The 18900-nt window shown below is 73.9% G+C and carries 14 protein-coding genes and 1 tRNA gene; 7 read left to right on the forward strand and 8 right to left on the reverse strand.

The annotated features are described in order from the left end of the window. Positions 1-28: 28 nt before the first annotated feature. Complete coding sequence (locus ABD335_RS07285; RefSeq protein WP_425583561.1) at positions 29-1342, reverse strand: SGNH/GDSL hydrolase family protein; 1314 nt, start codon at positions 1340-1342, stop codon at positions 29-31. A gap of 284 nt (positions 1343-1626) precedes the next feature. On the opposite strand from ABD335_RS07285, the gene ABD335_RS07290 reads away from it, so the two are divergent. Beyond that, the gene (locus ABD335_RS07290; protein WP_344321273.1) at positions 1627-2979 is read left to right on the forward strand and encodes a DUF445 domain-containing protein; all 1353 of its coding nucleotides are present in this window, start codon (positions 1627-1629) and stop codon (positions 2977-2979) included. 120 nt (positions 2980-3099) lie between these two features. Here the strand turns inward: ABD335_RS07290 and ABD335_RS07295 are convergent, their stop codons facing one another. After that, positions 3100-4230, reverse strand: coding sequence for a Gfo/Idh/MocA family oxidoreductase (locus ABD335_RS07295; protein WP_344321274.1), 1131 nt, complete (start codon positions 4228-4230; stop codon positions 3100-3102). Between ABD335_RS07295 and ABD335_RS07300 the strand changes: the two genes are divergently transcribed. The 5 genes from ABD335_RS07300 to ABD335_RS07320 all read left to right on the forward strand — a co-directional run bounded on the left by ABD335_RS07300 (position 4229) and on the right by ABD335_RS07320 (position 9224). Further along, positions 4229-5506 carry an ROK family transcriptional regulator gene (locus ABD335_RS07300; RefSeq protein ID WP_425583562.1) on the forward strand — a complete coding sequence of 426 codons (1278 nt, stop codon included), beginning with the start codon at positions 4229-4231 and terminating at the stop codon, positions 5504-5506. The genes ABD335_RS07295 and ABD335_RS07300 overlap by 2 nt on opposite strands. Before the next feature lie 77 nt (positions 5507-5583). Further along, positions 5584-6363 carry an HAD-IIA family hydrolase gene (locus tag ABD335_RS07305; protein ID WP_344321276.1) on the forward strand — a complete coding sequence of 260 codons (780 nt, stop codon included), beginning with the start codon at positions 5584-5586 and terminating at the stop codon, positions 6361-6363. A 127-nt stretch (positions 6364-6490) separates the two neighbouring features. Beyond that, a complete protein-coding gene (locus ABD335_RS07310; protein ID WP_344321277.1) occupies positions 6491-7204 on the forward strand; it encodes a hypothetical protein in 714 nt (237 codons plus the stop codon). An 11-nt stretch (positions 7205-7215) separates the two neighbouring features. Beyond that, positions 7216-8007: a class F sortase gene (locus tag ABD335_RS07315; protein WP_344321278.1), complete on the forward strand. Its 792-nt coding sequence runs from the start codon at positions 7216-7218 to the stop codon at positions 8005-8007. A gap of 176 nt (positions 8008-8183) precedes the next feature. Continuing rightward, a complete protein-coding gene (locus ABD335_RS07320; protein ID WP_344321279.1) occupies positions 8184-9224 on the forward strand; it encodes a glycoside hydrolase family 6 protein in 1041 nt (346 codons plus the stop codon). 119 nt (positions 9225-9343) lie between these two features. Here the strand turns inward: ABD335_RS07320 and glxA are convergent, their stop codons facing one another. Both glxA and ABD335_RS07330 read right to left on the reverse strand, forming a co-directional pair. Further along, a complete protein-coding gene (glxA, locus tag ABD335_RS07325; protein ID WP_344321280.1) occupies positions 9344-11308 on the reverse strand; it encodes a radical copper oxidase GlxA in 1965 nt (654 codons plus the stop codon). Next, the gene (locus ABD335_RS07330) at positions 11305-13278 is read right to left on the reverse strand and encodes a glycosyltransferase family 2 protein (protein WP_344321281.1); all 1974 of its coding nucleotides are present in this window, start codon (positions 13276-13278) and stop codon (positions 11305-11307) included. Before ABD335_RS07330 ends, glxA begins: the two co-directional genes overlap by 4 nt. Before the next feature lie 361 nt (positions 13279-13639). Here ABD335_RS07330 and ABD335_RS07335 point away from each other — a divergent pair, with 361 nt between their 5' ends. Continuing rightward, the gene (locus tag ABD335_RS07335; protein ID WP_344321282.1) at positions 13640-13786 is read left to right on the forward strand and encodes a hypothetical protein; all 147 of its coding nucleotides are present in this window, start codon (positions 13640-13642) and stop codon (positions 13784-13786) included. Between the two features lie 95 nt (positions 13787-13881). On the opposite strand, the gene ABD335_RS07340 is transcribed toward ABD335_RS07335, so the two are convergent. From ABD335_RS07340 to ABD335_RS07355, 4 genes are all read right to left on the reverse strand, one after another. After that, positions 13882-13955 (reverse strand) — tRNA-Lys (locus ABD335_RS07340). Positions 13956-14078: 123 nt separating this feature from the next. Continuing rightward, positions 14079-16604, reverse strand: a complete 2526-nt coding sequence (locus tag ABD335_RS07345) for a galactose oxidase early set domain-containing protein (RefSeq protein ID WP_344321283.1) — start codon at positions 16602-16604, stop codon at positions 14079-14081. A gap of 10 nt (positions 16605-16614) precedes the next feature. After that, positions 16615-17220, reverse strand: coding sequence for a GtrA family protein (locus tag ABD335_RS07350; protein WP_344321284.1), 606 nt, complete (start codon positions 17218-17220; stop codon positions 16615-16617). Then, positions 17217-18854, reverse strand: a complete 1638-nt coding sequence (locus ABD335_RS07355) for an ArnT family glycosyltransferase (RefSeq protein ID WP_344321285.1) — start codon at positions 18852-18854, stop codon at positions 17217-17219. The genes ABD335_RS07350 and ABD335_RS07355 overlap by 4 nt, the downstream gene beginning before the upstream one ends. Positions 18855-18900 lie beyond the last annotated feature (46 nt).

Below are 18900 nucleotides of genomic sequence, written 5' to 3' on the forward strand. Positions count from 1 at the left end.
GTCGGGACGTCCTGGCGTCGGTGTGGGGTCAGAGCACGGCGGGCGAGGCGCCCTCGAGCATCCTCAGGTCCAGGGCCTGGGCCATCGCGCGGAAGCCGCTGTCGCTGGGGTGGAGGTGGTCGCCGGAGTCGTAGGCGGGACGGAGCCGCTGCGGGGCGGCGGGGTCGCGCAGGGCCGCGTCGAAGTCGACGACCGCGTCGAAGACGCCGCCGCGGCGGATCTGCTCGTTGACCCGCTGCCGCACGGCCTCCAGTCGCGGGGTGTGCTTGCGGTGCCCGCCGAACGGCGTCAGCGTCGCCCCGATCACCCGCAGCCCGCGCTGGTGGGCGCGCTGGGTGATCCGCTCCAGGCCGTCCACGATCTTCTGGGGATCGGTCTGGTGGGGCGTCTTGAGGATGTCGTTGATGCCGAGTTGGACGACGAGGACCTCGGCTCCGGTGCGGGAGAACACGTCCCGCTCCAGCCGGTTCAGGGCGCTGGGCCCGTTCTTGGGGTCGGCGGGGGAGGCGTCGAGGAGGATGCGGTTCCCGCTGATGCCCTGGTTGAGGACGCTGTAGCGGGGGGCGCCGCGTTCGGTGCGCAGCCGGTCGGCGAGGAAGTCGGTCCAGCGGTGGTTGGCCCCGGGGCTGGAGGTGACGCCGTCGGTGATGGAGTCGCCGAGGACCACGACGGCGCCCTCGGTCTCGTTCGTCCACACGTCCACGGCGGTCACGTAGCGCCAGTAGGTGGTCTGCTCGGTGTAGGGGGTGCCGGTGGTGTCGGCCGCCTGGTCGCCGCGGGCCAGGTAGCTGGTCTGGCGGGCGTGGGGGTGGTGGGTGACGGCGCCGGAGCCGGTCGGGGTGTAGAGGGTGACGAGCAGGTCGGCGGCGGCGGGCACGTTCAGCCGCACCGCGTCGCTGGTGACCGTGGAGCCGACCGGGACGGTCACCTCGTGCCGGTTGCCGAAGGTCAGCCGGCGCATGCTGCCCGCCGCGGCGGCGGGGCTGCTGGGCTCGGCGGCCAGGGCGAGGGTGGCGCCCGCGATGGTCAGGGGGCGGGTGCCGAAGAGGTTGGAGAACCGGACGCGGGCGGCGGTCCCGCCGACCGAGGTGTGCACCACGTTTCGCAGTGAAGCGTCCGGGTAACCCTCAGCGGGAGCGTTCGGTTCGGCGGAGGCGGGGGAGGCGGACCAGGTGCCCACCCAGGCGCCCGAGGACGCGGGCGCGGCGGACTCGCCGCCTCGCGGCGCGGAGGCGTCCGGAGCGGGTTTGCGGCCTCCGGCACCGACGAAGATGGCGGTGGAGACCAGGATGGCGACGGCCGCGAGCCCCGCCAGCAGGGCGTATCCCATGTTTCTGGTCACCGGCGGCAGCCTCGTTCGTACACGGAAGGTGTCCCCCCTCTGGGCGTAGGAAGCCCACAGGTGTGCGAAATGATCGGCAAGGGTCCATGATCCCATGGCCGATGGGGCGCTCCGGTCGGAAGCCCCCGCTCGTTACGTGATCGATGGTCAATCGGGCGGCGGACGTCATCGGCCGCCGGGCCCGCCCTGTGGGACGCCCGCGGCGCCGCTCCCGTTCCGTCCGCCGTGCCTTGCGACAATGCAGAGGGGGACGACTCGAACGGGTCTCGAACGGGTGGAGCGGGATGGAACGGACGACAACGGACGAGAAGACGGACCGGGAAGCCCCCTGGAGCACCGTGCCGACGCCCCCCGCGGCGCGGCCGGCGTTCGACCCGACCGCGTTCACGGCCGCCGACGAGGAGAAGCGCCGCGGGGTGCGCCGGATGAAGGCCATCGCGACGGGCGCGTTGCTGGTGGCGGCCGTGGTGTTCGCGCTGGCCACCTGGGCGGAGAACGCCGGGGCGGGCGCCTGGGCGGGCTATGTGGCGGCGGCGGCCGAGGCGGGCATGGTGGGCGCGCTGGCCGACTGGTTCGCGGTGACCGCGCTGTTCAAACGGCCGTTGGGGCTGCCGATCCCGCACACCGCGATCATCCCGACGAAGAAGGACCAGTTGGGCCGCAGCCTGGGGGACTTCGTCGGCGAGAACTTCCTGTCGGAGGCCGTGGTGCGGCGCCGGCTGCGCTCGGTGGGCATCGCCGGCCGGCTGGGGCACTGGCTGGCCCGGCCCGACAACGCCGACCGGGTGACGGCCGAGCTGTCGACCGCGCTGCGCGGGGCGCTGACCGTGCTGCGGGACAACGACGTGCAGGCGGTGGTGACGGAGGCGGTCACCCGTCGTGCCCACGCCCGGGAGATCGCGCCGCTCCTGGGCCGGACGCTGGAGAGGATCGTCGCCGACGGCGGCCACCGCCGGGCGGTGGACCTGGTGTGCGTACGGGCCTACGACTGGCTGGTGTGGCACCAGGACTCGGTGATGGACGCGGTCGCCGGCGGCGCCCCGGGGTGGACGCCGCGCTTCGTGGACCGCAAGATCGGCGAGCGGGTCTACAAGGAGCTGCTGCGCTTCGTCTCGGAGATGCGGGACATGCCCGACCATCCGGCGCGCGGGGCGCTGGACCGCTTCCTGCGGGACTTCGCCGAGGACCTGCAGTCCGACCCCGACACCCGGGCCCGGGTGGAGCGGCTGAAGTCGGAGATCCTCTCCCGGGGCGAGGTGCAGGACGTGATCGCCTCGATCTGGGCGTCGGTGCGGGCCATGATCGTCGCGGCGGTGGAGGACGAGCGCAGCGAGCTGCGGCTGCGCGTGCGCGCCTCGGTGCTCTCGCTGGGGGCGCGGATGTCGGCGGACGGCGGGCTCCGGAGCAAGGTCGACGGCTGGATCGAGGGCGCGGCGTCGCACGTCGTCACCACCTACCGGCACGAGATCACGTCCCTGATCACGGAGACGATCGAGAGCTGGGACGCCGAGCACACCTCCCGCAAGATCGAGGCGAACGTCGGCCGGGACCTGCAGTTCATCCGCATCAACGGCACGGTGGTGGGCGCGCTGGCCGGTCTGGCGATCCACACCGTGACCCGTCTGCTGGGCGGTTAGGGCGGGCGCCGCGCCGCCGGCCGGTCCGCGGTCCGGTGCGCGGGCGTCGTCGACTCCGTGGAACGCGCGGGCGGGCCGCTCCCCGAACCGGGGAGCGGCCCGCCCGCGGGTCGGTGGGGGTCAGGGGCGGGCGGTGTCCGCCTCCCCGACCTCCTCGACGCGCACGGTGCGCCCCTCGGCCGCCGAGACGCGGGCCGCCTCCAGCACCCGCAGCGCCCGGGCGGCCTCCCGCGCGGTGACGGGGGGCTCGCCGCCGGTGCGCAGGGCGTGGGCGACGGCGGCGTAGTAGGCGGGGTAGTCGCCGTCGCGGGAGGGGACGGGCCGCACGTCGTCCGGGGTCCCCAGGACGCCCCAGGCCGACTCCGGCTCCACGCCCCAGCGCTCGCCCGGGGTCGGGCGGGCGCCGTCGCGCAGGGCGTCCTCCTGCGGGTCGAGGCCGTACTTGACGTAGGCGGCCTTGCTGCCCAGCGCCCGGAAGCGGGGGCCGAGGTGTGCGGCGGTGGCGCTCGTCCACAGGTGGGAGCGGACGCCGGAGGTGTGGTGGAGGGCGACGAAGGTGTCGTCGTCGATCAGGGCGCCGGGGCGGCGGACGTCGGACTCGGCGTAGACGGAGTCGACCGGGCCGAAGAGGGTGAGCGCCTGGTCCACCAGGTGGCTGCCCAGGTCGTACAGGAGACCGCCGACGTCGGCCGGGTCGCCGGACTCGCGCCAGCCGCCCTTGAGGGACGGGCGCCACCGCTCGAAGCGGGACTCGAAGCGCCACACGTCGCCGAGCGCGCCCTCGTCGAGGAGGGCGCGCAGGGTGAGGAAGTCGTTGTCCCAGCGGCGGTTCTGGAAGACCGACAGCAGCAGCCCCCGGCGTTCGGCGAGGTCGGCGAGCGCCTCCGCCTCGGCGGCCGTGGCCGCGAGCGGCTTGTCGACGACGACGGCCAGGTCCGCTTCCAGGGCGCGGCGGGCCAGGTCGACGTGGGTGCGGTTGGGGGAGGCGACGACGACGAGGTCCAGCTCGTCGGCGCGCGCGAACAGCTCGTCGGCGTCCGCGGCGGTGCGCAGCTCCTCGCCGTGCTCGGCGCGGGCCTGCCGCTGCCGCTCGGGGTTGGAGGTGACGACGGTGTCCAGGACGAGGCCGTCGGTGGTGGCGATCAGCGGCGCGTGGAAGACGGAGCCGGCCAGGCCGTAGCCGATCAGTCCGACGCGCAGCGGGCGGGAGGGCGGGGTGGTGGAGGGGGCGGCAGAGGTGGCGACGTCCATGCGCCCACTTTGGCAACAGTGTTGCGAAAGCGCAAGCGGGCGCGACAATGGCCCGGTGACACCTGCCTTCCCCGCCGGTTTCCCCAGGCTCCTCTCCGGTTCCCTCCCGGGCGCCGCGAACCTGCCCGCCGTGCGCGGCCACAACGCCGCGCTCGTCCTGGACCTGCTGCGCGCGGCGGGCGAGACGGGCGCGAGCAGACCGGAGCTGGCCGAGGGCACGGGGCTCACGCCGCAGGCCGTCAGCAAGATCACCGCCCGGCTGCGGGACGCGGGCCTGGTCGCCGAGGCCGGCCGGCGCCCCTCCACGGGCGGCAAGCCGCGCACGGTCTGGCGCCTGGTGCGCGACGCCCGGTACGCGGTGGGGCTGCACCTGGACCGCGACGAGCTCACCGCCGTCCTGGCGGACCTCCTCGGCGGCCCGGTCGCGGTCCACCGCGCCCCCTTCGACCTCGGGGCGCCCCCGGAGCGCGCCCTGGAGGAGGCGGTCGAGGCGGTGCGCGTCCTGCTCGCCCCCACGGCGCCCGAGGCCGGGCCGCGCGCCGGTGTGCTGGGCGTGGGGGTGGCCTGTCCGGGGCCGCTGGAACACCGCGCCGGGGTGCTGCGGCGGGTGACCGGCTTCCCGGGGTGGGACGGCTTTCCGCTGCGGGACGCGCTGGCCGAACGCCTGGCCCTGCCCGTCGCCCTGGACAAGGACACCAACGCCGCGGCGCTCGGCCTCGCCCTGCGCGGCGCGGACGGCGCGGGGAGCGGGAGCGGCGGGGAGTCGTTCGCCTACCTGCACCTGGGCACCGGGCTGGGCGCCGGGCTCGTCCTGGACGGGACGCTGTACCGGGGCGCGCGCACCGGGGCCGGGGAGTTCGGCCACCAGGTCGTGCAGGTGGACGGCCCGGAGTGCGGCTGCGGGGACCGCGGCTGCCTGGAGGCGCTGTGCCTGGCTGCCGTCGCCCGGGGCGACACCGCGGCGGCGGCCAGGGCCCTGGGCGTGGGGGCCGCCAACCTCGCCGGACTGCTGGACATCGACCGCGTGGTGCTGGGCGGGCGCACCGTGCTGGCCGACCCGGAGCCGTACCGCGCGGGCGTCGCGGCGGTCCTGGCCGCCCGCGCCGAGCGCACCGACGGCCGCCCCGTCCCGGTCTCCACTGCGCCCGGCGGTGCGCGACTGGTCGCCGACGGCGCCGCGCACCTGGTCCTGGCGCCGCTCTTCGGCAGGTTGGAACCGGCTCGCGGCCCGCTGACGTGGACGCCGCCCGGCGGGGAAGGGGTGGTCGGAGAGTGACTACGCTGGGGGCGTCGGCACGGCTCGGCGCGGTGCCGCCGCCCCTGGTACGTGTGTGCGACAGGCAGGAGTGACGCATGGCGGAGCGCAAACCGATCGAGTCGTGGCTCACCGACATGGACGGGGTGCTCGTCCACGAGGGGGTTCCCATCCCCGGTGCCGACGCCTTCATCAAGCGGCTGAGGGAGTCCGGCAGGCCGTTCCTGGTGCTGACCAACAACTCGATCTACACGCCCCGCGACCTGCACGCCCGGCTGAGGCGGATGGGACTGGAGGTGCCGGTGGAGAACATCTGGACCTCCGCCCTGGCCACCGCCAAGTTCCTGGACGACCAGCGGCCCGGCGGCACCGCGTACGTCATCGGCGAGGCCGGTCTCACCACCGCCCTGCACGACATCGGGTACATCCTCACCGACACCGAGCCGGACTACGTGGTCCTCGGGGAGACGCGCACCTACAGCTTCGAGGCGCTCACCAAGGCGATCCGGCTGATCAACGCCGGGGCGCGGTTCATCGCCACCAACCCCGACGAGACCGGCCCGTCCGCCGAGGGCGTGCTGCCCGCCACCGGATCGGTCGCGGCGCTGATCACCAAGGCGACCGGGCGCGAGCCGTACTTCGTCGGCAAGCCCAACCCGCTGATGATGCGGGCCGGGCTCAACGTCATAGGCGCCCACTCCGAGTCCAGCGCGATGATCGGCGACCGGATGGACACCGACGTCCTGGCCGGACTGGAGGCGGGGATGGAGACCTTCCTGGTCCTGACCGGGCTGACCGGGCCCGGCGACGTCGACCGCTACCCCTTCCGTCCCTCGAAGGTCGTGGACTCGATCGCGGACCTCGTCGAGCGGGTCTGATCCGCCCGGTCCCGCCCGGCCCCGGACACGTTCGGCGCACCCCCGAACGGAGCAGCGCGGGCCGGTGCCGGGATGCGGGCCGGGACGGTGCGGCGGATCTTCGGGAGTACCGATCCGGAGGTTCGACATGGTTACCTGCCGCACCGCCCGACTCGTCCGACCCGCCCTCGTCTCGGCCCTCGCCGCCTGCGCCCTGACCCTCCCGGCCGCCCCCGCCGCTCTCGGGGAGGAACCGAGTCCCCGCGGCACCGGCACCGCGTCCCCCGACATCGCGTCCCCCGACATCGCCCCCCCCGACACCGCGTCCCCCGACACCGCGGGGACGGCGTCGGTGCGGATCACGCCCGCGACCGCCCGCCCCGGCGCCGAGGTCACGGTGGTGGCCCGGGGCTGCAAGGGAACCGTCGGAACCGCGCGCTCCGAGGCGTTCGTCGCCGACGCCAGGTTGGCGCCCTCGGCCGACGGCGGACTCTTCGGCGAGGCGAGGATCCGCTCGGACGCCGAGGAGAGGCGGTACCGGGTCACGGTGGAGTGCGAGGGGGTCGAGGGCCGCCCCCTCACCGGACGGCTGACCGTGCGCCGCTCCGCCTCCGGACCGCCCTCCTCCCCGGCGGCGTCCCCGTCGGCGTCCCCCGCCGTGTCGCCGACCGGCACCCCGACCGCCGGCCCGATCGCCCCCGTGCCGGCCGGAGGCGGCGGCACCGCGGAGCGGGCCGAGGACGCCGGGCCCGGCGCCCTCCACACCGCCCTGGGCGCCGGACTGGCGGGCGCCGCCGCCCTGGCCGTCGCCTGGCGGGCCCTCTCGTCGCGCCGCCGGGACCGCTCCGACGCCGACCACTGAGACGGCCGGCCGTGTACGACGACACCACGTTCCGCGAGCCGCGCGCGAGCGGCACCGGGCGCGTCGTGGCGGCGGCGGTGTGGACGGTGCTGCTGCTCGGGCTGTGGCTGTGGGGACGGGCGCTGACCGACGTCACCGGACCGCCGCCGGGCCCGGAGCCCGGCGGCGTCCCCGTGTCCGGCCGCGCGTTCGACGGCCCGCCGGGCAGCGCGTCCGGCGGCGTGTCCGACGGCGCGCCCGGCGCCTCCGACCGGTCCGACGCGGTTCGGACGCTGCCCGCGGCCCACGCGCCGCTGCCCGACTCCGAGCCCAGGCGCGTCGACATCGACGCCATCGGCGTCCACGCCCGGATCGTCGAACGGGGGCTGGACCGCGACGGCGCGATCGAGCCCCCGCCGATGGACACCCCCGACCTCGTCGGCTGGTACGGCGGCGGCCCGGCCCCCGGCACCGAGGGCGCGGCGCTGCTCGTGGGCCACCTGGACACGGACACCGGCCGGGCGGTCTTCCACCGCCTCACCGCCGTGGGCCCGGGCACCCGGGTCCACGTGGCACGGGCGGACGGCACGGTCGCGGAGTTCACCGTCGAGGACGTCTCGGTCGCCGAGCGCGCCGACTTCGACCCGGAGGAGGTCTACGGCGCCCGCCGCGACGGACGGGCCGAGTTGAGGCTCATCACCTGCACCGGCACCTTCGACCGGGCCGCCGGCTCCTACACCGCCAACCTGGTGGTCTCGGCGTACCTCACCGGGGTCCGCCCCGCTGCGGGAACGAACTCCGGCGCGCCGGCCCCGGTCGGCTGAGCCCCGGTCGGGCCGGGCGGAGAACACGGCGAGCGCCGCCCGACGACCACCGCGATCCCCGCGCACCGCCGCCTCGGTGTGGGGAGGTGCCGGTCGGAGGCCGGCGGGCCGGGGCGGGCCGTCCGTGTGCCACGATGGGGGCGACCGGCTTCGTACCGTCTCCAAAGGGGAGTTGGATGTACGGCTTTCACGCCGGCCGTCAGCACGGTGCCGCGCGGCCCGCAAGGGTGGCGGGGAGCGCGGTGGTGGGGGCTCTGCTGCTGCTCACGGGCTGTTCCGGAGCGTCGGACGCCTCGTCCGACGACGCGCCCGAGCCGGGGCGGCAGCCCGCCTCGCAGGTCCCGTACTGGGTCGATCCCGACGGCACCGCCGCCATCCGGGTCTCCGAGCTGCGCGAGGAGGGGAGGACGGAGGAGGCGGAGCTGATCGAGGAGATAGCCCGCCGGCCCGTCGCCGAGTGGATCGGCCCGGACGACCCCGAGGGGCGGACCCGGCGGATCACCGAGGCCGCCGAGAAGGCGGACCGCGTCGCCCTGCTGGTCCTCTACAACATCCCGCACCGCGACTGCGGCCGGTACTCCAAGGGCGGAGCCGCGGACGGCGACGCCTACCGCGCCTGGCTCGACGGCGTGGTGGAGGGCATCGGCGACCGCCCCGCCACGGTGATCGTCGAGCCGGACGCGCTGCCGCACGTCATGGACGGCTGCACCCCGCCGGAGTTCCACGAGGAGCGGTACGCGCTGCTGAACGAGGCCGTGCACCGGCTCAAGGACCTTCCGGAGACCACGGTCTACATCGACGCGGGCAACCCGCGCTGGATCAAGGACCCCGGAGGGATGGTCGAACCGCTCAGGCGGGCCGGCATCGCCCGCGCGGACGGCTTCGCGCTCAACGTCTCCAACTACCAGACCACCGAGGAGAACATCGACTACGGCAAGCGCCTGTCCTCCATGGTCGGCGGCAAGCACTTCGTGATCGACACCAGCCGCAACGGCAACGGCCCGGTCGACGGCGAGGAGGACGCCGAGGCGTGGTGCAACCCGCCGGGCCGGGCGCTGGGCGAGGAGCCCACCACGCGGACCGGCGAGGAGCTGGTCGACGCCTACCTGTGGATCAAGCGGCCCGGGGAGTCGGACGGCGCCTGCAAAGGCGGTCCGCAGGCGGGCGTGTGGTGGGAGGAGTACGCGCTCGAACTCGTGCGCAACGCCGGGAAGTAGGCCGGGGAACGAGCGCCGGAAACGGCGGAGGGCCGCCGGCGGATCCCCGAGGGGATCCGCCGGCGGCCCTCTCGCGACCGCGGCGCGGGGCGCTCGCTCCACCGGCTCGCTCCACCGGCTCAGCCCACCGACTTCGCCTTCGGCGAGACCGGGACCTTCAGCCAGACCGCCTCGGAGGGCACGCCCTTGTCGTCCACCACGGTGAGCATGTAGTAGCCGGGCGGCACCAGCGACGGGTCGTCCGGGAGGGTGAAGGCCAGTCCGTCCTCCGTCCGCTCGAACTCCACGGCGACGGAGCGCTGTTCGACGTTGGTGACGTGGGTGAAGGAGCCGGGCCGGATCAGCCGGGCGGTCCTGATCCGCGCGGCGTCCTTCGAGGCGTACGTCACCGTCCCGCCCAACTCCACCGTCTTCGGCTCGTCGGTGCCGCGCAGCTCGGGCCGGTCCCCCTGGAAGAGGTACGGCGGGGAGTAGAGGTCGATCTGCTGCTCGAAATCGCCCGGCTTGGTGTTGGCCGCGTCGGCGAACAGCGAGTCGGAGCCGAAGGTCATCACCCGGCCGTCGGGCAGCAGCAGCGCGCCCGAGTGGTAGTTGCGGCCCACCAGCGGGTCGGCCACCGGACGGGTGGTGTCGGCCTTCGGGTCGTACAGCTCGGCCTTCAGGACGTTGGAGTCGCTGCGGCCGCGGTAGTCGCCGGAGCCGTTGGTGGTCAGCACCGTGTCGTCGGGGAGGATCACGCTGCTGGGGTAGCGGACCGGGGCGTACAGGTCGGGGCCGTCGGTGAACCGCGGGTTCTCCTCGGTGAGGTCCACGATCCGGGTCCTGGCGGTGACCTCGCGGCTCTCGCCGACCCCGCCGCCGCCGAGCACCATGTACCGCTGCTCCTGGGCGGGCGGCAGCAGCACCGACATGGAGGTCTCCAGGATCTTCGGGTCGCCGATGCCCGGCACCTCCCGGAACTCGTTGGTCTCCAGGTCCCAGATGCCGGGGGTGCGGCCCTCGTCGGCCGGGCCGTAGCCGGCGTTGGAGCCGGTGTAGAAGATCTTGCCGTCGTCGGCGAGGAAGAGCGCGGGGTAGGTGGGGAAGAACCGCTTGGCGGAGGTGTACGACCACTTCCTGGTCTTCGGGTCGTAGATCTCGTTCTTGCCGGGGACGACCTGGCCGATCTCGTCCAGCCCGGAGACCGACAGGACGCTGCCGTCCTCCAGGGTGGTCAGCGTCGGGTACCAGCGGGCCTCCATCATCGGGTCGACCTTGACGTAGCGCTCGGCCACCGGATCGAACTCGTAGGCGTCCTTGATGCCCTGGAAGTCCTTCTTGTCGAAGGAGAGCTTCTGGGCGATGCCGTAGAGGTTCCGGCCGTCCTCGCCCCTCAGGCCGTGGATGCGGTACTGGTCCTGGGTTCCGGTCTGGTGCTTCCTGCCCTTCTTCAGGGCCTCCACGTAGACCCGCGCCGAGCCGGCGGTGACCGTCACCTCGCCGGTGACCGGGTCGACCCTCTTCTTGGCGCGCGGCACGACGATCGGGGCGTTGGAGGCGAAGGTCCTGCCGTTGGAGCGGCCGGTGAAGCGGGTGCCGGCGGGGAAGGTCTTCGGCTTGTCCGGGTTCTCGTTGTAGACGATCATCAGGCCGCCGGCCTTCTCCACGTCGCCTTCGAGGGTCTCGTAGCGCTGGGTGCCGCCGGCGACCAGCAGTTTTCCGTCGGGCAGCTGGGTGTGCCCGGCGCAGAACAGGTCGTTGGGCGTGGGGACGTCCTCGAAGGTGTTCTCCTCCGGGTCCCACAGCACCGTGCGGAAGGTCTTGGCCTCGAACTGCTGGGCGTCGTTGCCGGAGCCCGCGATGAGCAGCACCTTGCCGGTGTGCAGCAGCGCCGCGTGGATCGTGTTGATCCGGTGCTCCTCCGGGACGTCCACGACCTTCCAGTGCCCGTTCGCGGCCTTGTACTCGGGCTGGTTGATCTTGTAGTCGTGGTAGGTCTCGCTGCCGAAGCGGTAGAGCGCGGGCCCGTTCATCCCGGCCAGGGCCAGGACGACCACCGTGGTGACGGCGATCCGGCGTGCACGGCGGCTCGGTCGGTACTTCACTGTCGCTGTCCCCCAAGGACGATCTGCATGGTCTCCTCCGACGAGGCGGCCGGGGCGGCCGTCGGCCGGTCGGCGGCCCCACCGGAGCCGTCACCCCCGCTCCGGCCGGCCCTCCTCCGGCCGGCCCGCCGCTTCTTCCTCTCCTGACGGAGGGTCCAGCGCCAGACGAGGATCGGCGCCGTGGTGATCAGGAGGGCGAGAGAGGCCCAGGTGATCATCGCCGGGTGGTCGTGGCCCAGCCAGAAGGAGCCGACCAGCGAGCCGCCGAAGACGGCGATGAAGAACAGGTGGACGCGGAAGGTGCCGAAGAGGGTGTCCGGGCTGGCGGAGTCGCCCTTGGGCGTCACCACGAACGCGCTCTTGCGGCGCAGTACCGCGTCCAGCAGGGAGCGTGCGTAGATCGGCGCGGAGAGCGCGGACATCACCATGCCCGCGACGCCGCCGGACCCCTCGGGCTCGTGGGGGGAGACGTTGTGCCGCCGGTTCCAGACGTACAGGCCGATCTGGAGCGCGGAGGCGTTGCCGTAGAGCATCATCCAGATCACCGGGTCGATCTGCACGCCGGAGGCGCCCAATCCCAGGAAGAGGGCGCAGCTCAGCGCCGCCAGGATCCAGTTGAGCGCCGACATCGGGTAGAAGACGACCATCAGGGTGTAGTTGAGCAGCTTGCCCGGCGGCAGCGTGAAGGGCGCCTTCCAGAACTGCTTGAGGATGGTCTCGTAGGTGCCGCGGCTCCAGCGGAGCTGCTGGGTGAAGAAGTCCGTCCAGGAGTTGGGGCCCTCGCCGACGGCCAGCACGTCCGGGGTGTAGACCGAGCGCCACGTGTTGCCGGTGAGCGGGTTGCGGGCCCGGTGCATCTCGAAGCCGGTGGCCATGTCCTCGGTGATGGAGTCGTACAGGCCGCCGATCTGCTTGAGCGCGCTGATCCGCACGGCGTTGCTGGTCCCGACGAACATCGGGGCGCCGTAGCGGTTGCCGGCCCGTTGGATCAGGGCGTGGAAGAGGAACTGCTGGCTCTCGGCGGCCTTGGTGACGAAGGTGTCGTAGTTGCCGTACACCTGCGGGCCGATGACGAAGCCGACGTCCGGGTCGCGGAAGAAGCCGAGCATCCGCTCCAGGTAGTTGGGCTGCGGCACGTGGTCGGTGTCGACGGAGGCGAAGAAGTCGTAGTCGTCGCCGTGCGCCTGGAGCCAGGCGTTGTAGTTGCCGTGCTTGGTCTTGGCCCGGTGCGGGCCCTTGGCCTGGTTCCACTGGGGTACGCCCTTGCGGGTGAAGTGGCGCACGCCCAGGCGCGCGCAGACCTTCTTCACCTCCGGGTCGTCGCCCTCGTCCAGCAGCCAGACGTGCACGGTGCCCCGGTGCCGGACCCTCACGGCCGCCTCCAGGGTCCTCGTGACCATCTCCAACGGCTCCTTGCCGGGCACGAAGGAGGTGAGGAAGGCGACGCGGGTGCCGGGCTCGGGCACCACCGGGACGGGGTCGCGGGCCACCAGGGTGGCGTGGGCGTTGGAGAAGACGTTGACGGTGCGGAACAGCTCGATCAGGCCGATCGAGATCAGCATCACGATGTCGAGCTTGAGGACCAGGTCGGAGACCGAGCCGTCGTCGCGCTGGGTCCAGTGGGCGGGCTGGAGCAGCCAGATCAGCAGACCGAGGGAGACCAGCGGCGCGGCGCCCAGCAGCAGGGCGGCGCCGACGCGGTGCGGCTCGTCGGCGAGCAGGCTGCGGTAGCGCACGCGGTACGGCCTGCCCGGGTCCGGTTGGGTGAGGGGCCCGGCGAGCCGGCTGTAGTGCTCGTAGTCGTAGCGCGGCGGTGCCTTGTGCCACCAGCGGCCGCCGCGACCGTCGCTCCTCCGCCCGTCGGTGCCCCGCCCGCGGCGGAGTTGCCGGGGTATGCCCAGCATCAGGGTCTGGGACGGGTCGTGGTCGGGCAGCCGTGGCTGCCCGGCGCCGGTAGGCGTCGACGTCATGACTTCCAACCCCCTGCACGCGGCGAGGCGCGTGCCCTCGTGCCGATGCCCCCCGCGCGCTCACGATCCCCGGTCCGGACGTGGTGTGTACGACCGTTGCCCACTCGGACACGGGACGGCCGCCTCGCGGTTCCGTACCGTCGTCCGGGATTCCGGTGTGAGGCCCCCGTCGCCTCTTCGCGTCCCCCTGCGGGCGGGGAGCCCATGATGGCAGGACAGTTTCACGGACCACGAGGTGTGGCCGCAAGGGTGAAGCTTACGGCCGAACCGGTTGTCGCCTCCGCCCGCCCGGGATTGAACGGCGGGGGACGCGGTACTCGGAGGACCGAGATTCCCTGGACACGGAGGCTGTCGTTCCGCCATGTATGACACAGCGCAACCGGAAGCCGACGAACAGCCTGCCGCCGGGCGGGCCTTCGACGAACTGCCGCTCTCTCCGCCGCCGCTGCGCCTCGCCGGGGACGACGACGACGAGGGCGAGCAGCACATCTGCCGGGGCATCGACTGAGCGCTCGCCCACCGGACGAGCCCGGACGCGACCGCCGACGGCCCCGGAGACGCGTTCGGGCCCCACCGCGAGACGGTGGGGCCCGAAGGGGTGGGTACGCCGCCAGGGACTCGAACCCCGGACCCGCTGATTAAGAGTCAGCTGCTCTAACCAACTGAGCTAGCGGCGCCCGCAGGGACTGTGGCCCGCGCGATGTGCGCCGACCCGCCGACCTGCGAGAACCAGCATACCCGACGCCGGAGGGTGCTCCGTCCCACCGCGCCGCGGCGGCCCGCCGCGGCGCGGTCGGCCGTCAGCCGATGGCACCTCCCCGGTCGCCCCGCCCGCAGGCCGTGCCGTCGCGGTCGGTGTCCAACCGGTGCCGGTCCCGGCCGTGGACCGGGAAGGGCTTCCAGCCCTGGCCGTCCAGCCAGCGGCACTTGGCGGCGGAGCCCTTCACCTCCGCGGGGAAGACGCTCGGCAGGCACTGCGAGGGGTCGCCGTAGGAGCGGTCGCAGCCGTCCACCCACGCCTCGACGTCCCGGGCCGGGCGGCGGGGCCGCTTCCCGTGCTCGGACGTCCCGTGCCTCCCGTGCCGCTCGGACGCCTCGGCGTCGCCGGTGCCCGCCTTCGGCGAGGTCGCGTCCGCCGCCGGTTCGGTCCGCAGCGTCCGGGCGGCCTGCTCCTCGCCCTCGATCCTCACCCACTCGGCGACCGACGGCACGCCGTTCGCGTCGGTGACGAAGAGCATGTACCAGCCGGGCGGGGCCAGGTTCGGGTTGTCGGTCAGGTTCAGGCCGATCTCCGTGCCGCCGCCGGGCGCCTCGCCGTGCACCGTCATCGGCAGGTCGACGTAGCGCTGGTTGGGGTCGGAGGAGTGGGTGACCGCCTCGGGCCGGACCAGCGCGGCCTTGGTGATCTGCCCGCCGCCGGAGACGGTGATCCGGTTCTCGGTGCCGTACGTCCACTCCCGCGAGGACGGGGGCGCGATGTCGGGCCGCGGCCCCTTGGACAGGTACGGCGGCGAGTACAGCGACAGGGTGGTGGCGTAGCTGCCGTCACCGGGGTTGTCGCCGTAGCTCAGCACCCGGCCGTCGGGCAGCAGCAGCGAACCGGAGTGGTAGCCGCGCGGCTCGGGGTCGGGGGCCACCGGGGTGAAGGTGTCGGTCGTCGGGTCGAAGATCGACGCCTCGTGCACCGGCTCGGCCCGGTTGTGGAGCGCGCCGCCGGTCTCCAGCACGGTGCCGTCCGGCAGGATCACCGCCGAGACGTACATCTTCCCCTCGTCGCCCGTCTGCGGGGTGCCGTCGGAGTAGTGGCCCCGCGGCAGGTCCGGGCCGGGGACGTAGGCCGGGTCGGGCACGCCCAGGTCGACGATGTCGGTGAGCCGGTGGGCGGCGGGGTTGCTGTCGACGTTGCCGCCGCCGAAGGTCGCCACCCGCTGCCGCTGGGCCGGGGGCAGCAGGACGCTCATCGACTGGTCGCGCTCGTCCTTGCGGCGCAGGCCGGGCACGTCGGTGATCGTCCCGGTGCCGTAGTCGTACAGCGAGGCGCCCGTCCCCGGCAGGCCGTTGCCGAAGACGTGGCTGCCGCTGTAGAACAGCCGGCCGTCCTGGAGGAGGATCATCGACGGGTACAGGCCCCAGAACGACCAGGTCTGGTTGACCTCGTGCAGGCCGAGCCAGCGCTGCCGGTCGGCGGAGAAGTACTCGGCGGTGACCGTTCCCTCGGACTTCTCGTCCAGGCCGCCGAGGGAGAGGACGTCGCCGTTGCCCAACACGGTGGCCGAGGGGTACCAGTGCCCGGCGTTCATGTCGTTCACCCGGGTGTACTCGTTGGTGGCCGGGTCGAAGACGTAGGAGTTCTTCAGGCCCTTGTAGCCGTGCGAGCCGTCGGCGGCCGGGTAGTCCAGGTTGCCGCCCATGACCAGCACCCGGCCGTCCTCCAGGTGGACGTGCCCGGAGCAGAAGAGGTCCTCGGGGGTGTCGACGTCCGTCATCTCCCCGGTGGCCGGGTCGTACAGGTGGGAGGTGAAGGTGCCCGCCGCGAAGCGGTCCGGGTCGTTGCCCGAGCCCGCGATCATCAGCACCTTGCCGTTGTGGAGCTGGACGAAGTGCATGGCGCGCGCCTCCGCGTCCATCTGGCGCACCTCCCAGGACCCCGACGCGTCGGGGTCCTGGGGCTCCTCGGGCGGATCGACCGCGACGGCGGTCATCTCGGCGTCGTCGAGGGTGAGGGTGCCGCCCCCGCCGTAGACGGTGACGCCCCAGGCGATCCGGTCGGTGCCCTCGGGGACCTGCGGGGTGCGCACCTCGGCACGGGTGTAGGTGCCGGTGGCGGGCAGCGTCTTGAGGTCCGTCCAGTACAGCCAGCCCTGTCGCGGGTCGTGGCGGAAGGCGGTGAAGACGGTGTTGTCGGTGGTGGAGGTGTAGTGGACCGCCAGGTCGTACTGCTTGCCCGGCTCGACCTCGGGGGCGCACGCCGCGGTCTCCTCGACCATGATCTTGCGGTCGCCGCTCGCCCAGTCGGTGACCGTCAGCCGCGCCGCGCGGTCGCCGGTGTGCGCGTCGGTGGTCAGGGAGTACGCGAAGGTGTTGTCGCCCCAGCCGGCCCGCTGCCAGCACTGGGCGAAGCCGTCCCCGTCCGACGTCTCGAAGCCGGGGTCGACCAGCAGGTTCTCCGCGGCGGGCGCCGGGTCGGCGGCGGCCGGGGACAGGGACAGCCCGGTCGCCAGCAGCGCGGAGAGCAGCAGGGGGAGCGCGGTGGTCCGGCGCAGGCGCCCGGCGCGGCGGTGGCGGCGGGCGGGGGTGCGGATCGGGGGACGGGCACGGGCACTCATGGTCGCTCCTTCAGCTCCTCGTGTGGTGCGTCGTCGGCTCTGGGATCTGGTCGGTGGAGGGCGGTTCGAGCGGGTCCGGCCGGTGGGCGCGGTACAGGAGCCGGTCCACGAGCAGGAAGCGCGCCGCCGCGAAGGCGAGCAGCAGCGCGCCGGACACGGGCACGGGAGGCCAGTCGAGGCCGGACACCAGCCAGGTGGTCAGCGGTACGCGGACGAGCAGGTCGGCGTTGTTGACGGCGGTGTACGACAACAGCCGCAGCCCGGCGGGGCGGGGCGGCGCCGCGGGCGTCCCGCCGTACAGCAGCCGGTCGGTGAGCAGGAAGTTCCACAAGATTCCGGCCTGGTTGGCCAGGACGACGGCCGGTGCCTCGTGCATCCCGGCGGGCGAGGTGAGCAGCCACAGCACCCCGAGGTTGGGCAGGAAGCCGGAGAGCCCGATCAGGCCGAACCCGACGGCGCGGCCCCGCGCCGACCGCGGCCGGGCGCGCGGGCGCGTCCGGGCGGCGGGCTCGGGCCGGCGCGGCGCCGAGACCGGCGGCGGTGGCGGGATCGGCAGCGGCGGACGGGCCGGGGCGGGTTCGCCGTCGACCTCCGGCGGGGAGGGGGCAGGGTTCATGGGCGGTCGTCTCCGATCCGGCGGATCTCGATGCGGTCGTCGCCGGAGCCGAAGACCTCCACCACGGTGGAGTCCCGCAGGGCCGCGCGGACGATGGGCAGGTGGTTGCGGTCGGTGCGGACGATCGGCGAGGAGACGATGTAGTCCAGGTCGCGGTGGCCGCGGGGCAGGGCCCTGGTGACGGCCGGGTCGAGGTCGACCTTGTAGAACCAGATGGCGCCCAGCCCCGGTTCGGCGCCGCCCCGGACCGCGTCCAGCCAGAGCGTGTCGTCCACGACGATCCGCTGCCGCGCCCGCTCGGCGGGGGTGTCGCCGGGCAGGGAGGTGCGCAGCCAGCGGGCGGCCTGCTCGTAGGCGCTGTTGCCGCGGGCCGTGGTGGCCGTCCGGTCGCCGTCGTACCAGCGCGGCGCGACCAGCAGCGCGCAGCCGACCGCCACCAGCGCCGGCACCGCGAGCGCGGCGGCCAGGCGCGGCGCCGGCCGGGCGCCGGCGGCCGTACGGGCCGTCAGGCGGGTCGCGGCGTCGGCGACTCCGGCGAGGCAGACGGCGAGGAACGGCAGGAGCTGGATGACGTACATCTGCGGCAGGTAGCCGTCGGGGCGCAGGGCCACCGCGACCAGGAGCAGCACCGCGACCGCGGCCGGTCTCACCCGCCGCACCGCCAGGGCGAGCACCGCCGCCGCGCAGCCGGCCACCGGCAGGACGGGGTCGGCGGCCAGCCACTGTTCCAGGGCCTGCCGCGAGCCGGTGCCCTCCTGCCACATCGCGCCCGAGCCCGCGCGGTCGGCGAGTTGGAAGGCGATGCCGTCCCACAGCGAGACGTGGCCCTCGCCGGGCAGCAGTTCGCCGCGCAGCAGCGCGTACAGCGGGTAGACGACCACGGTCAGCGCGAAGGCGGTGATCGTCCCGGCGAAGGAGAAGGCGCGGGTGGTCCGGTCGCTGCCCTGGTACAGCGCGTACAGCAGCGCGGGCAGGACCAGGACCATCGTCTCCTTCGACAGCACCGACACCGAGGCGCAGACGCCGGCCGCGATGTGGTGCCACAGGTGGCGGCGCGGCGAGAGCGCCAGCACGAAGGCGGCGAGCATCCAGGGGACGGCGATGTTGTCGAGGTAGACCTGCCGGTGCATCGTGATCGACAGCGGGGAGAGGCCGAAGAGCAGCAGGGCCAGGGCGGCCGTCCAGCGGCGCATCCCCATCCGGCGGCACAGGGCCGCCACGAGCAGGCAGCTCACCGCCGTCGGGACCAGCATCACCACGCGGCCCGCGGCGACCGAGGCCAGGTCGGGCAGGAGCAGTTCGGGGAGCCAGGAGAGGGCGGCGAGGTGGAGCCAGCCGACGGGCGGGTGGTCGTACCAGTAGGTGTAGTGGGCCAGGCCCTCGCCGGTGCGCACGGCCCACGCCTGGGCGAGGTAGGTGCCCTCGTCGTCGCCGACGCCGGGGAAGGCGCCCAGGTTCCACGCCTGGACGACCGTCACCAGGGCGGTGAGCACGAGGGCGAGCGGAAGGTCCCCGCGCCGGCGCGGGGAGGCGGAGGAGGCGCCCGCGGGGGCACCGTCCGCGCCGCCCGGGTCGCCGCGTGGGGCGGTCGGGTCGGCGAGGGTGTCGTCGGGAGGCTGTTGGAGCACGGTCACGGGACACTCCTGTGAGCGGTGGTGTCGGGTGCGCGCGGCGGCGCGG

The organism is Streptomyces macrosporus (assembly GCF_039533145.1).
In the GTDB taxonomy this organism is placed as follows: domain Bacteria; phylum Actinomycetota; class Actinomycetes; order Streptomycetales; family Streptomycetaceae; genus Streptomyces; species Streptomyces macrosporus.